Here is a 13,794-nt window from a genome sequence, read left to right as displayed (position 1 = left end):
CAGCGGTCACAACGCAGCGCCGGGCGGGCGCCGGCCAGACAGGCTCAGACGGCGCCGGCCCCCGCGCAGCGCGCGCACAGGCCGTGGACTTCCAGGGTCTGGGCCTGCGGCTGGAATCCCAGAGCCTTGGCCCGGGCCTCCAGCTGATCGACCACGGCGCGGTCTTCCAGTTCGACCGCCGAATGGCAGCGGTCGCAGATCAGGAACGGTACCGAATGCGCATCGCTGTTGGGGTGATGGCAGGCGACGAAGGCGTTGACCGATTCAAGCTTGTGCACGAAGCCATTGGCCATCAGGAAATCCAGCGCGCGGTACACCGTCGGCGGTGCGTCGGCACCCACGCCCTTGGAGGCGCGGACCAGATCCAGCAGCTCGTAGGCCTTGATCGGCTTGCCAGCCTGCGCGATCAGCTGCAGCACGCGCGCGCGGATCGGGGTCAGGCGCAGGCCGCGTTCGCTGCAGGCATGCTCGACCGCATGCACAAACGCTTCGGCGCTGTGCACGTGATGGGTCGGGTCGATGCAGGCATGGGCGTGCTTGCTGGACATGGGGCACATCCTCTCTTCAATCAGACAGCGTTACGCGATCTTGGTAAGCGCGACGTCGATGCGTTTCAAGGCCTCGTCGCGTCCGGCCAGATAGACCGTATGGGAGATGTCCGGGCTGACCTGGGTGCCGGTGATGGCCACGCGCAACGGTTGGGCGACCTTGCCCATGCCCAGTTCCAGCGCGGCGGCCGCATCGTGCAGCGCGGTGGAGACCGCTTCGACATGCCACTGGCCCAGCGCCGCCAGCAGCTCGCGCGCCTTGGCCAGCGGCGCGGCGGCGGCCGGCTTGAGGTGCTTGGCCACGGCGGCCTCGTCGTATTCGGTCAACGGCTGGTACCAGACCACGGCCTTCTCGGCCATTTCCTTCAGGGTCTGCACGCGCTCGCGCAGGGCCAGCACCACGTCCACCGGTGCCGGTCCGGCCGACAGGTCCAGGCCCAACTTGTCCAGCTGATAGACCAGGTGCGGCGCGATGGCGGCCGGCGCTTCGGTCTTGAGGAAGTGCTGGTTGACCCAGCCCAGCTTGGCCATGTCCAGGCGCGAGGCCTTGGAGTTGCAGTCCTTCACCTCGAACAGGTCGATCAATTCCTGGCGCGTGAACAGTTCCTGGTCGCCATGCGACCAGCCCAGGCGCGCCAGGTAGCTGAGCAAGGCATCGGGCAGGTAGCCGGCGTCCTTGTACTGCATCACGTCGGCCGCGCCGGTGCGCTTGGACAGCTTGGCGCCCTGCTCGTCCAGGATCATCGGCATGTGCCCGAACTTCGGCACCGGCGCGCCGATGCCTTCGTACAGGTTGATCTGGCGCGGGGTGTTGTTGATGTGGTCGTCGCCGCGGATGACCTCGGTGATGCCCATGTCCCAGTCGTCCACCACCACGGCGAAGTTGTAGGTCGGGTAGCCGTCCGGGCGGAAGATCACCATGTCGTCCAGCTCGCTGTTGGCGATCTCGATGCGGCCCTTGATCAGGTCGTCGAAGACCACCACGCCGTCCTGCGGGTTCTTGAAGCGGATGACCCGGTTGGGATCGTCCCTGTAGGGCAGGCCCAGCTCGCGCGCGGCGCCGTTGTAGCGCGGCTTTTCCTGTTTAGCCATCGCGGCCTCGCGCATGGCGTCGAGTTCCTCGCGGGTCTCATAGGCGTAATAGGCCTTGCCGTCGGCGAGCAGCTGCTCGGCCACTTCCTTGTAGCGGGCCACGCGCTGGGTCTGGTAGATCGGGCCCTCGTCATAGCCCAGGCCCAGCCAGTCCATCGCCTCCAGGATCGCGTCGATCGCGCCCTGGGTGCTGCGCTCGCGGTCGGTGTCCTCGATGCGCAGCACGAACTCACCGCCGCGGTGGCGCGCCTCCAGCCAGCAGTACAGCGAGGTGCGTGCGCCGCCGATGTGCAGGTAACCGGTGGGACTGGGGGCAAAGCGGGTACGGCAGGTCATGGAAGGCCCGGAAGCGTATGACAGAGGAATTCCACCATTTTACCCGGCCCGGGCGGCACGGTCCGAACGCCCGGTATCATGGCCCGATGACCACGCTGTTCATTTCCGACCTGCATCTGGACGCCGCGCGTCCGGCCATCACCACCCTGTTCCTGGAATTCCTGCAGCGCGAGGCGATCCACGCCGAGGTGCTGTACATCCTGGGCGACCTGTTCGAGGCCTGGGTGGGCGATGACGATCCGTCCGAGCTGGCCACCCAGGTGGCCGACGGCCTGCGCGCGGTCAGCGACGCCGGCGTGCCGGTGTTCTTCATCCGCGGCAATCGCGACTTCCTGCTCGGCCAGGACTATGCCGATCGCTGCGGCATGCGCATCCTGCCCGACCCGGCCGTGGTCGAACTCTACGGCGAGCCGGTGCTGCTGCTGCACGGCGACCTGCTGTGCACCTCGGACGTGGCCTACCAGGCCGTGCGTGCGCAGACCCGCGACCCGGCCTGGCAGGCGCAGATGCTGGCCCAGCCGCTGGCCGCGCGCATCGCCTTCGCCGCCCAGGCCCGCGCCGCCAGCGCCGCCCACCAGGGCGGCATGAAAGACGACAGTGCGAAATTCGAGACGCTCACCGACGTCACCCCGGCCGAGGTCGAAACCAGCTTCGTGCGCTACGGCCTGACCCGCATGATCCACGGCCACACCCATCGCCCCGCGGTGCATGCGCTGACAGCGGGCGGCCAGGCGTGCACCCGCATCGTGCTGGGCGACTGGTACGAACAGGGCTCGGTGCTGCGGGTCACGCCGGAAGGCGACGACCTGCAGGTGCTGCCGCTGGGCTGAGGGCGCGGGAGCCGCCACGGCGGCGATGACGCCTTCCCCATCACGCACGATCGCCGCCATTGGCCTGTCTGTGCCCGGCCTTCCTAGCAAGGCCCCGATCGCCGCCATGGCGGCTCCTACCTGTAGCGCCGAGCTTGCTCGGCTGAAGCCTTTTCGGTAACGCCCCAGCCGAGCAAGCTCGGCGCTACCGCGTTTCCTCGACCTCGCGATGCCCCGACCCTGGCCTTGATGGGGGCGCGGCCCGCCCTATGCCGACCGCGCCGGCGCCAGCGCGAGCAGGGCGTCGACTTCCTCCTGGTCGAAGCCGGCCTGCAGGCGCGCTTCCAGGTTGAACGGCCCGCGCAGGTAGCCGCCGGCGTATTCGCGCAGCAGTTCGCGGAAGCGCGCGCGCGGCTCGACGTCTTCGCGCTCGCAGTACCAGCGGTACCAGCGCGAGCCAGCGGCGACGTGGGCGACCTCCTCGCGCAGGATCACCTCCAGGATCGCGACGGTCTCGGCGTCGCCCAGCTTGCCGAGCTTTTCGATCATCCCCGGGGTGACATCCAGGCCGCGCGCCTCCAGTACTCGCGGCACCAGCGCCATGCGCGCCAGGCCATCGTGCGCGGTCTTCTCGCACATCTCCCACAGCCCGTGATGCGCGTCGAAATCGCCATAGTCGTAGCCCAGCGACTTCAACCGCGTGCGCAACAAGGTGAAGTGACGCGACTCGTCGTTGGCCACACCGACCCAGTCGGCATAGAACTGCGCCGGCAGGCCGCGGAAGCGATAGACCGCATCCCAGCCCAGGTCGATGGCATTGAGCTCGATGTGCGCGATGGCGTGGAGAAAGGCTGCCCGACCCTCCACGCTGCCCAGGCCACGCTTGGGCAATTCGCGCGGATGGACCAGCCGGGGCCGCGCGGGCCGCCCGGGCATGCCAATCGGTTGCGGAGGCGGGGTGTCTTCGGGAATGCACAGTTCACCACGCGCAAAGGCGGCGGCATGACCTTGGGTCAGCGCGACCTTCTCGGCCGGGTCGCAGGCCGCCAGGCAGGCCTGGGCCGCCTCGAACAACGACGGGACGGACATCGCAGTCAGCCAGGTCGCGCGGCGACGCTCACTCGGTCGCCAGCGAGATGTCGGCGAGCGCCTGCCCCGGCGCCAACGCAGCGACCTGGGCGTGCACCTGCCCGGTCAGGGCGAAGTGCGCGGGCAGCGCGACCGGCTCCAGATTGGACGCCTCCAGCGCCCCGCCCAGCACCAGCGGCACGCGCAGCCCCAGCACGTGGCCGGCATCGGGTGCCTGCCCGGCGCGCAGGCGCTCGGCCACCAGATCGAAACGAAACCAGGCCGCGACGAAGTCCGCGTCGGTCAGCCGCTGCAGGAATTCGGGCAGGTCGTCGGCCACCTTCTGGACCACGCCACTGGCGCAGTCCAGCCAGTGCACGCCGGGCGCCTGCGGCAGCTGCACGAAGGCATCGCCGGCCACGGTCACCATCAACACCTGGGCGCCCGGACCCAGCAACCAGTCCCAGTCGTCCAGCAGGCCGGCGCGGTCACCGGGCTCCAGGGTGACGGCCAGGTCTTCCAGGGTGATCGCCATCGCCGCTTCCGCTCAGACCGCCCGGCGCAGGTGCTTGGCCTCGTCCGAGCGCAGCTGCTGGATGCGATCGAAATAGCCCGGTTCGATCCCGGTCACGTACTCGCCGTTGAAGCAGGACGAATCGAACTGTTTCAAGTCCTGGTTACCCTCGCGCACGGCCGCTTCCAGATCATCCAGGTCCTGGTAGATCAGCCAGTCGCAGCCCAGGAATTCCTGGATCTCCTGCTCGCTGCGGTTGTGCGCGACCAGTTCCTCGGCCGCCGGCATGTCGATACCGTAGATGTTGGGGTGGCGCACCGGCGGCGCGGCGCTGGCCAGGTAGACCTTGCGCGCGCCGGCATCGCGCGCCATCTGCACGATCTGGCGGCTGGTGGTGCCGCGCACGATGGAATCGTCCACCAGCAGCACCACGCGGTTGCGGAACTCCAGGTGGATCGGATTCAGCTTGCGGCGGACCGATTTCACCCGCTCGCCCTGCCCCGGCATGATGAAGGTGCGGCCGACGTAGCGGTTCTTGACGAAGCCCTCGCGGTACTTCACGCCCAGCACGTTGGAGATCTCCAGCGCGGCGTCGCGCGAGGTGTCCGGGATCGGGATGATGGTGTCGATGTCGTGGTCGGGCCTGAGGCGCAGGATCTTCTCGCCCAGCTTCATGCCCATGCGCATGCGCGCCTTGTGCACCGAGACGTTGTCGATCATCGAATCGGGCCGCGCGAAGTACACGTACTCGAAGATGCACGGGCTGTGGTCGGTGGTGGTCGCGCAGACCTCGGAGAACAGCTCGCCGCGCGCAGTGATCACCAGCGCCTCGCCCGGGCGCACGTCGCGCACGCGGGTGAAGCCCAGGATGTCCAGCGCCGCCGACTCGGAGGCCACGATGTATTCGTCGCCGTCGACGTTCTCGCGCTTGCCCAGCACCAGCGGGCGGATCCCGTGCGGATCGCGAAAGGCCACCAGGCCCAGCCCCAGGACCACGCTGACCACCGCGTAGCCACCGCGGCAGCGGCGGTGCACGCCGGCCACGGCGCGGATCGCCGCCTCGGGGGTGAGCATGCGCTGGGCGTCCAGCTCATGAGCGAACACGTTCAGCAGCACTTCGCTGTCCGAGTCGGTGTTGATGTTGCGGCGGTCGGCCTCGAACACCTGCTGGCGCAGGGCCTCGGTATTGGTCAGGTTGCCGTTGTGGGCCAGGGCGATGCCGTAGGGCGAGTTGACGTAGAACGGCTGCGCCTCGTCCATGCCCTCCGAGCCGGCGGTCGGATAGCGGCAGTGGGCGATGCCCACCCGGCCTTCCAGCACGGCCATGCGGCGCTCGTCGAACACATCGCGCACCAGGCCATTGGCCTTCTGCACGCGCAGTCGCGTGCCGTCCGCGGTGGCGATGCCGGCGGCATCCTGGCCACGGTGCTGAAGCACCGTCAGGCCGTCATAAAGCTGACCGGCAACGTTCTGGTTGCCGACGATTCCGACGATGCCGCACATGGGGCGTTCTCCGCTGTTGTCGCTGCTGCGTATGTTGCGTGGCGTTAGAGCGGCCGTTCCTGGCCTTGGGGGCTTGCCACGACCCGGGCCGGGTCGCGTTCGTTGGGACGCACCTGGGCCGGGTCGCCCTGTGGCGCGGCCGGCTCGTTCAGGGGCTTGGGCAGGCCGTTCGACCCGGGTGCCCGGGCGCCTCCCAATGCATCGGACACCGTCTGTCCGAGATGCGGCAGCTGTGCGGCTGCCTGCTGGAATCTGTCGTCGAGGTCCCTATTATCGCCCGACAACGGCAACTTGTTGAGGTCCATGTTGCGCAACGTGTCCATGTTCATGTCCTCCATGGCCGGCATCGAGGGCATCGCGGGCACGGAAAAGTCCGGCAACTGGGCGCGCATCCAGTGCGCGCCGGGCTCCAACACCGGCAGCACCCGCGACTGGCGCCACGCCGATTCGCCGGTCAGCGGCGTGAAGGACATCAGCAGCACCAGCACGCAGGCGAAGAATCCACCCCGCACCAGCCCGAGCCCACCGCCTGCCAGGCGGTCCACGCCGGACAGGCGGGTGTTGCGCACCGAAGCCCGGATCACCATGCCGATCAGCGCCACCACGATCATCACCCCGACGAAGGTCAGCGCGTAGCCGCCCAGGTAGTCGGCCATTCCGGGCCGCGCGCCATCGGCGAATTGCGCCGCCGCGTCGCCGCCGAACATGAACGCGGCCCACCCGGCCAGCAGCCAGGACAGGGTGCCCACCACGATCCCGATGAAACCGCGCAGCAGTCCCAGCAGGGTGGAGACGACGATGATGGTCAGCAGGACCAGATCGATCATGGCGACGGGCCGGCGGGCCGGCCTTCCCGAAGATACGGCGTCAGGTTGTCCATCGGTGCTCCCTCCGTGGCTGCGTGGTCGGTCCAGTCCTGGACCCCGGGTCCGCGTTGAGGCGCGGGCCGGTGGTTACGGATGCGGGCGCACGATCCCGGCCAGGCCGTTGCGTGCGGCCACCTGGGCCTTGAGCTGGTCGGCCTCGGCGCGGGTGGAGACCGGCCCAACACGCACCCGGTACAGGCGCCCGCTGTCGGTGGACACCGGCTCGACGAAAGCGCTGAAGCCATTGCCGCGCAGCTTGTCGCGCAGGGCATTGGCATCGCCCTCCTTGCTGAACGCACCGACCTGCAGGGCGAAGCCCACACCGGTCGCGGCCGGCTTGGGGACCGCCGTCACCGGCGGCTTGGCCTCCGGCGCTGGCTGGGCCTTGGGCGGCTCGGGCTTGGCGGGCTCCGGCTTGGCCGGTGCGGGCGTCGCGGCCGGCGGCGGAGCTTCGGACGCCAACTGGGCGGCATCGGGATTGTCCGCGGCCGGCGTCTGCGGCTGCGCCGCCGGGCCGGTCGGCGCGGCGTCCGGCGTTGCGTCCAGCGCGATCACCTCGGCCTTGACGTCGCTGCGCACCTTGACCGCCGCCAGGCGCGCGATCTCGGCCTGGGCCTGGTTGGCGTAGGGCCCCACGCGCACCCGCCAGGCCGGCTTGCCGCCGATGGTGGCTTCCTGGCGGAAGGATTCCAGCCCGGACTGGCGCAGGCGGTCGATCACCACGTCGGCATCGGCCTGCGTCGCATAAGCGCCAAAGGTCACCGCGTAGTCGCCGCCGGCGGTGGCCACCGGAAGGCCGTGACTGTTGGTCGGCGTCTTGGGCGCATCGACCGGCTTGAGAGCCTCGGTCCCGCCCTGCGCCGGGGCCGGCATGCCGGTCGCACCATTGGCGCCCGCCTGACCGGGGGTGACCAGCGGCAGCTCACGGGTCTCGAACTGGCCATCCGGCGCGTTGGGCACGTCGGTGGAAATGTCCGAAACGCCGCTGTCGCTGGCCGGCCCCTTGACCAGCATGGGCAGGAAAATAACAGCCAGGGCCACCAGGACGATGGCGCCGATGATGCGGTTTCTCAAAGCAGTATCCATCGTCGTGGGCGACGGGCTCGGTCATGAAGCTGCAAATTATAAGGGCTGGACCTGCCCGGCTTTCCTCATGGGGCTGAACCCAGGATCGCCAGCGCTTCGGCAGCCGTGTGGAACGAGCCGAACACCAGCACCCGCTGTCCGGCGCTGGCCTTCTCAAGCGCGGCGGACAGGGCCTCGCCCACGCTCGCAAAGCGCGCCCCTGCGGCGGCTCCAGTGTCGGCCAGGCGCGCGGCCAGGGCCTGGGCATCCTGGCCGCGCGACGTGCCCGCCTCCAGCCCCGCCAGGTACCAGCGGGCGATGCGCCCTTCCAGCGCCTGCACCACGCCGGCACTGTCCTTGTCGGCCAGCGCCGCGTAGACGGCCACGGTCTGCATCGGGTTACCGTCCAGGAAAGCCGCCAACTCGCGCGCGGCCTGCGGGTTATGCGCGACATCGACCCGGACCTCGATGCCATCGCGCTCGAAGCGCTGCAGCCGGCCGCGCACGCGGGCCTGGGCGATTCCGCGGACAAACGCGCTGGCCGGCAGTTCCTCCGGCAACGCGCGCAGCGCGGCGACGGCGGTGGCCGCATTGGCGCGCTGCACCGGGGCGTCCAGCAGCGGCGCATGCAGCAGCAGTTCGGTGCCGACCTCACGCCAGCGCCACTGGCCGTCCTCGGCCGGCTCATGGAAGAAATCATTGCCCAGTTGGATCACCCCGGCCCCGATGGCATAGGCATGCGCCAGCACGCTGGACGGCGCGGTCACCTCGCCCAACACCAGCGGCGTCCAGGCGCGCGCGATGCCGGCCTTCTCCTTGCCGATGGCCTCGCGATCGGTCCCCAGCCAGTCGGTGTGGTCGATGTCCACGGTAGTGATCACCGCCACGTCTGGGTCGACGATGTTCACCGCGTCCAGGCGCCCGCCCAGACCGATCTCCAGCACCGCCAGGTCCAGTCCGGCGCGCTGGAACAGCCACAGCGCGGCCAGCGTGCCGTATTCGAAATAGGTCAGCGGCGTGTCGCCACGCGCGGCCTCGACTGCCTCGAAACCCTCGACCAGCGCCACGTCATCGGCGTCCACGCCATCGATGCGCACGCGCTCGTTGTAGCGCAGCAGGTGTGGCGAGGTGTAGGCGCCGACCTTCCAGCCGCCGGCGCGCCCAATGGACTCGATGAAGGCCACGGTCGATCCCTTGCCGTTGGTGCCGCCGACGGTGATGACCTGACGCGCCGGACACTCCAGCCGCATCGCAGCAGCAACGGCACGGACGCGGTCCAGCCCGAGTTCAATGGCGCTGGGATGCTGGGCCTGGATGTGGTCCAGCCACTCGGCGAGGGAACGGGAAATCGACACGGGCGCGGCACGGGGTTACGGCAGGGGGCGCGTATTGTGACCGCCCTGCCGGCCCGGCGCGATGTGCCGACGTGGGCGTCAGCTGGCGCGTCCGATCGCCGGGTCGCTGCGGCTGGGGCGGCCGGTTTCCAGATGGCCGGCCAGGCGCCGACGGAAGGCCGCGCCGGGCTGGACCACTTCCAGGTCGTACCAGTGGTCGCTGTCGGCCAGGGCAAGGCGCAGGGTGTGCCGCTGGCCGGGTGCCAGATCGAGCGATTGCGGCGCGGGAGCCGCGTAGTCCAGCGCGCGCACCTGCAGTTGGCAAGCCTCGCGGGTCGGGTTGGAGCACTGCAGCACCAGCGTCCCGCCGTCCTGCATGGCTTCGACCTGCGGCGCGGCCTGCGCATCGCCGGCGAACTCGCGCAAAAAGCCATTGGGCCCGTGCACCGCCAGCGCATAAGCGCCGGGCGGCAGCCCGTGCGGCGCGTCTTCCACCCGGCTGCGTGGCATCACCGTGTAGTACCACGGACCCGCACCGCTGCCGGGCGCGTAGACGTTGAATGCCGCAGCGGCATCGCCGTCGTTGATGAGGGTCAGGCGCAGGCCTTCATCGCCGTGGCGCGCGTGCACCTGCAGCGCGTAGGGCAGCGCGCGCGCCGGGCGCTGGCCCGGCTCCTGCTTCGGCTGCATTCCCGGCACCGGGACCACCGGCGCGGGCTGGGTCGAAGCGGCCTGCATGCGCTGCAGGTAGTCGTCGGTGGACGGCAGCGCGGACAGGGCCGAATCGTCCGGCGTGGCGAAGTCGAACACGCTGGTCAGGTCGCCGGTCACCGCGCGCCGCCACGGGCTGATGTTCGGCTCGGCGACCCCGAAGCGCGCCTCCAGCAGGCGCAGCACCGAGGTGTGGTCGAACACCTGCGAGTTCACCCAGCCCCCGCGCGTCCACGGCGACACCACCGTCATCGGCACGCGGATGCCCAGGCCCACCGGCGTGCCCTTGTAACTTTCGCCCTGCGTGTCGACTTGGCTCACACCCATGGTCGCGTCCAGCGCCGGCTGCGGCGCCGGCACATGATCGAAGAAGCCGTCGTTCTCGTCGTAGTTGATGATCAGGCAGGTGCGCGACCACACCTCGGGCACGGCGGTGAGCGCATCGAGGATGCGCGAGGCCAGCGATTCCCCGTGCGCCGGCGTGGCCTCGGGATGCTCGCTGTACGGATACGGCGCGACGATCCAGGACACCTGCGGCAGCTTGTCATTGCGCACATCGCTTGCGAACGCATCGACCAGATGCTGGGCGGTGGTCTGCGCCGCGTTTTCCGCGGTCGAACCGGCGACGATGGAACGCCCGCGCTGATACAGCGGATCGCGCACGTCCATCGCCCGGAACCGCGCGAACGAGGACAGCGCGTTGTCGCCGTAGTTGTCGAACTCCTGATAGACGCGCCAATCGATCCCGGCTTCCTGCAGGCGCTCGGCATAGGTGGTCCAGCGCATGCCGGTGAAGCCCGGCTTGTCGCGCGCCATGTCGGCCGTCCAGTTGCCGTCATCGGCGTTGTCCACCGCCTGCGCGCCGTCGTTGCCTACGCACAGTCCGCTGCTGCCGGAAAACAGGTACATGCGATTGGGATTGGTCGGCCCGTGCATCGAGCAGAAATAGCCGTCGCACACGGTGAAGGCATCGGCCAGCGCGTGATAGAAGGGGATGTCCTGGCGCGCGAAATGGCCCATGCTCATCGCACTCTTGTAGGGCACCCAGCAGTCGTAGTGCTGCCAGCGCGCCGCGTCCTGCCCGGGCGCACCTTTCCACGAATGATCCAGGCTCTTCATCAGCGCCGCGTTGGTGGCGCGCGCGTCCAGCCGGAACGGCAGGATGGCGTCGCCGTTGTCCTGGCGCTGCTGCCACACCGAAGTCCCCTCGCCCAGCATCAGCGGACGCGGATCGTCGAAGCCGCGGACCCCGCGCAGCGTACCGAAGTAGTGATCGAACGAGCGGTTCTCCTGCATCAGGATCACCACGTGCTCCATGTCGGCGATCGTGCCGCTGCGCACCTGTGCCGGCAGTGCCAGCGCGCGGCCGATGGAGGCCGGCAGCAGGCCAGCGGCGGTGAGTGCGGACAGGCGCTGGAGGAAATCACGACGCGACAGCGTGGACATGCAGGGACCTTGTGCGAACGGGAGAGCCAACCGCTTGGGCGCGGCGCGCTCGACGGTATACGTCAAGTAGATGGCAAGCGCACGACAGGTGACGCGGTCACCGTTGCGTCATCGCGCTTTCATGATGGCGTGACACCGTGCCGCCGCCTCCCCTACCAAGACTGTCGCTGATGTCATCTCCCAACCCTTCGCCGCGCCTTTCGGCGCTGGCGCTTGCCCTGCTCTGCCTTCTTCCCGCCATCGCACAGGCCGACGACACGCCTGTCGATGACACGGCCGATACCGGCGCCACCCAGCTAGATGCCGTTTCCGTGGTCGCCCCCGGCAGTACCCGCCAGGTGCAGCGCATCAGCCAGCAGGACATCGAACGCCTGCCCGCCGGCAGCAGCGCGCTGAAGGCCATCGACAAGCTGCCCGGCGTGCAGTTCCAGTCGGCCGATGCCACCGGCGCTTACGAGTGGTCCACCTCGATCTACCTGCATGGCTTCGACCAGAGCCGGCTTGGCTTCACCCTGGATGGCGTGCCGCTGGGCAACATGAGCTATGGCGTCACCAACGGCCTGTCGATCACCCGCGCGATCCTTTCCGAGAACATCGCTTCGGTCGAACTGGCGCAGGGCGCCGGCGCCCTGGGCACCGCCTCCAACAGCAATCTCGGTGGCACGCTGCAGTTCTACTCGGCCGACCCGGACATGAGCTTCGGCGGGCGCGTGGCGCAGACCTTTGGTTCCGATGGCGCCCGCCGCACCTATGCCCGCCTGGATACCGGTGAACACAACGGGTTCTCCGCGTACCTGGCCTATGCCGATTCGGACATGGACAAGTGGAAAGGCGACGGCAGCCAGCGCTACGAACAGTTCAACGCCAAGGCGCTCTACACCTTTAGCGATGGCAATCGCATCAGCCTGTTTGTGGACAAGTCGCGCCGCAAGGAGCAGGACTACATGGACCTGTCGCTGACCAGCCAGAAGGCACTGGGCTGGAACTGGGACTACTTCAGTCCCGACTGGGCGACCGCCGCGCAGATGGCCAACGCCTACCAGTCCACCGGCACCTACAGCGGCGTGGCCAACGGCTATCCCGCCTCGCTGGCGGCACTGCCGGCCGACTACGACTGGCTGGACGCGGCGTATTACTGGGGCGCAGGCCTGCGCAACGACACCCTGGCCGCCTTGGCCGGCAGCTTCAACCTGGGTGGCGCCGCCACGCTGGATGTCACCGGCTACTACCATGGCGACCGCGGCGAAGGACAATGGGTCACGCCCTACGTCCCCTCCTCGGCCACCGTGCCGCTGTCCATGCGTACCACCGACTACGGGCTGGACCGCTTCGGCGCGACCGGCGCGCTGAAGTTCAGCATCGGCCAGCATGACCTTGAGCTCGGCGGCTGGGCGGAAAACGCGCAGAACACCCAGGAGCGCAACTACTTCACGCTCGATGCGCCGTTCACCTCGATCTACAACTTCTACGACGTCGGCACGCCGTTCTATCGCCAGTTCCTGCAGAAATATCAGACACACTCGCGCCTGTTCTACGCCCAGGACACGATGCACTTCATGGACGACCGCCTGACCGTCAACGTCGGCGCCAAAGCGGTGAGCACCACGGTCCGCGCACGCTCGCTGGTGACAAGCGCCAGCTACGCCCAGGGGGAAATGAAGGCCGACGACGGCTTCCTGCCGCAGGTCGGCGCCAGCTTCAAACTCAATGATGCGCAGGACCTGTACGCGTCCTACAGCAAGAACATCGCCGCCTACGATTACAGCCCGTTCGCCACCAGCCAGGCGACCTTCGACAGCCTCAAGAACACGCTCAAGCCTGAGGAATCCAAGACCCTGCAGGCCGGCTGGCGCGCACATGGCGAGGGCTACGAGGCCTCGGTCGGCGCCTACTACACCCGCTTCTCCAACCGCCTGCTGACCATCTCGCCGTGCAGCGCGATCCAGACCTGCTCGGCGATCCTGAGCAACGTCGGCGAGGTGGACAGCACCGGCGTGGATCTGGCCCTGGTGTGGAAGCCGGCCGATGGACTGAGCTGGCTCAACACCGTGTCGTACAACAAGTCCGAGTATCAGGACGATTACCTCAACAACGGCGTGGTCGCCACCTCCGGCAAGCACGTGGTCGGCCTGCCGGAGCTGATGGCCTCCTCCAGCCTGTCCTGGCGAAAGGACGGCTGGCATGCCTCGATCGACGGCAAGTACACCGGCAAGCGCTACATCACCTACCTCAACGACTCCCAGGTGCCGGGCTACTGGCTGTTCAACGCCGGCGGCGGCTACGACTTCGGCCAGATTGGCATGCTGTCCAGCCTGGGTGTTTCGCTGAACGTGACCAACCTGGCCGACAAGCATTACTTCGCCACCACCGGCACGGGCGGCTATGTGGCCTCCGACCCGGACGGCTACAACCAGACCCTGATGGCCGGGGCCCCGCGCCAGCTGTTCCTGACAATCGACGCACGCTTCTGAGGCGCCTCCCGCCGGCTGGCCCGCCCCGGGC

The 13,794-nt window shown here is 68.7% G+C and carries 11 protein-coding genes; 2 read left to right on the top strand and 9 right to left on the bottom strand.

Features of this window, described 5'->3' with window-relative positions:
• Positions 1-44 precede the first annotated feature (44 nt).
• Positions 45-548, bottom strand: coding sequence for a transcriptional repressor (locus tag PJ250_RS12430; protein WP_271644881.1), 504 nt, complete (start codon positions 546-548; stop codon positions 45-47).
• Positions 549-578: 30 nt separating this feature from the next.
• On the bottom strand, positions 579-1,976 hold the full coding sequence (gene gltX / locus PJ250_RS12425) for a glutamate--tRNA ligase (protein ID WP_271644880.1): 1,398 nt from the start codon (positions 1,974-1,976) through the stop codon (positions 579-581).
• An 86-nt stretch (positions 1,977-2,062) separates the two neighbouring features.
• On the opposite strand from gltX, the gene lpxH reads away from it, so the two are divergent.
• The gene (gene lpxH / locus PJ250_RS12420) at positions 2,063-2,806 is read left to right on the top strand and encodes a UDP-2,3-diacylglucosamine diphosphatase (protein WP_271644879.1); all 744 of its coding nucleotides are present in this window, start codon (positions 2,063-2,065) and stop codon (positions 2,804-2,806) included.
• A gap of 246 nt (positions 2,807-3,052) precedes the next feature.
• Here lpxH and PJ250_RS12415 read toward each other — a convergent pair whose 3' ends face one another.
• From PJ250_RS12415 to PJ250_RS12385, 7 genes are all read right to left on the bottom strand, one after another.
• Entirely contained in the window at positions 3,053-3,874 is an 822-nt protein-coding gene (locus tag PJ250_RS12415) for a ferritin-like domain-containing protein (protein ID WP_271644878.1), read from the bottom strand.
• A 28-nt stretch (positions 3,875-3,902) separates the two neighbouring features.
• Positions 3,903-4,388, bottom strand: coding sequence for a T6SS immunity protein Tdi1 domain-containing protein (locus tag PJ250_RS12410; RefSeq protein ID WP_271644877.1), 486 nt, complete (start codon positions 4,386-4,388; stop codon positions 3,903-3,905).
• Positions 4,389-4,400: 12 nt separating this feature from the next.
• On the bottom strand, positions 4,401-5,870 hold the full coding sequence (gene purF, locus PJ250_RS12405) for an amidophosphoribosyltransferase (RefSeq protein ID WP_271644876.1): 1,470 nt from the start codon (positions 5,868-5,870) through the stop codon (positions 4,401-4,403).
• Between the two features lie 44 nt (positions 5,871-5,914).
• Positions 5,915-6,697 carry a CvpA family protein gene (locus tag PJ250_RS12400; protein WP_271644874.1) on the bottom strand — a complete coding sequence of 261 codons (783 nt, stop codon included), beginning with the start codon at positions 6,695-6,697 and terminating at the stop codon, positions 5,915-5,917.
• Between the two features lie 126 nt (positions 6,698-6,823).
• Positions 6,824-7,822 carry an SPOR domain-containing protein gene (locus PJ250_RS12395; RefSeq protein ID WP_271644873.1) on the bottom strand — a complete coding sequence of 333 codons (999 nt, stop codon included), beginning with the start codon at positions 7,820-7,822 and terminating at the stop codon, positions 6,824-6,826.
• A 65-nt stretch (positions 7,823-7,887) separates the two neighbouring features.
• Entirely contained in the window at positions 7,888-9,156 is a 1,269-nt protein-coding gene (gene folC / locus PJ250_RS12390) for a bifunctional tetrahydrofolate synthase/dihydrofolate synthase (RefSeq protein ID WP_271644872.1), read from the bottom strand.
• Between the two features lie 78 nt (positions 9,157-9,234).
• Positions 9,235-11,292, bottom strand: a complete 2,058-nt coding sequence (locus PJ250_RS12385) for a phosphocholine-specific phospholipase C (protein ID WP_271644871.1) — start codon at positions 11,290-11,292, stop codon at positions 9,235-9,237.
• 170 nt (positions 11,293-11,462) lie between these two features.
• Between PJ250_RS12385 and PJ250_RS12380 the strand changes: the two genes are divergently transcribed.
• On the top strand, positions 11,463-13,763 hold the full coding sequence (locus PJ250_RS12380) for a TonB-dependent receptor family protein (RefSeq protein WP_271644870.1): 2,301 nt from the start codon (positions 11,463-11,465) through the stop codon (positions 13,761-13,763).
• The last annotated feature ends 31 nt before the right edge of the window (positions 13,764-13,794 follow it).

Origin of the sequence: Pseudoxanthomonas sp. JBR18, assembly GCF_028198165.1 — a bacterium.
Classification (GTDB): domain Bacteria; phylum Pseudomonadota; class Gammaproteobacteria; order Xanthomonadales; family Xanthomonadaceae; genus Pseudoxanthomonas_A.
The sequence above is the reverse complement of the archived record's forward strand: the minus strand, read 5'-3'. Positions and strand labels throughout refer to the sequence as shown.

Bases quoted from the DNA above. Each gene is read 5' to 3' on its own strand.
- lpxH (WP_271644879.1), top strand. From the start codon at position 2,063: ATGACCACGCTGTTCATTTCCGACCTGCATCTGGACGCCGCGCGTCCG.
- PJ250_RS12430 (WP_271644881.1), bottom strand. From the start codon at position 548: ATGTCCAGCAAGCACGCCCATGCCTGCATCGACCCGACCCATCACGTG.
- PJ250_RS12385 (WP_271644871.1), bottom strand. From the start codon at position 11,292: ATGTCCACGCTGTCGCGTCGTGATTTCCTCCAGCGCCTGTCCGCACTC.
- PJ250_RS12395 (WP_271644873.1), bottom strand. From the start codon at position 7,822: ATGGATACTGCTTTGAGAAACCGCATCATCGGCGCCATCGTCCTGGTG.
- PJ250_RS12415 (WP_271644878.1), bottom strand. From the start codon at position 3,874: ATGTCCGTCCCGTCGTTGTTCGAGGCGGCCCAGGCCTGCCTGGCGGCC.
- PJ250_RS12380 (WP_271644870.1), top strand. From the start codon at position 11,463: ATGTCATCTCCCAACCCTTCGCCGCGCCTTTCGGCGCTGGCGCTTGCC.
- PJ250_RS12410 (WP_271644877.1), bottom strand. From the start codon at position 4,388: ATGGCGATCACCCTGGAAGACCTGGCCGTCACCCTGGAGCCCGGTGAC.
- purF (WP_271644876.1), bottom strand. From the start codon at position 5,870: ATGTGCGGCATCGTCGGAATCGTCGGCAACCAGAACGTTGCCGGTCAG.
- gltX (WP_271644880.1), bottom strand. From the start codon at position 1,976: ATGACCTGCCGTACCCGCTTTGCCCCCAGTCCCACCGGTTACCTGCAC.
- PJ250_RS12400 (WP_271644874.1), bottom strand. From the start codon at position 6,697: ATGATCGATCTGGTCCTGCTGACCATCATCGTCGTCTCCACCCTGCTG.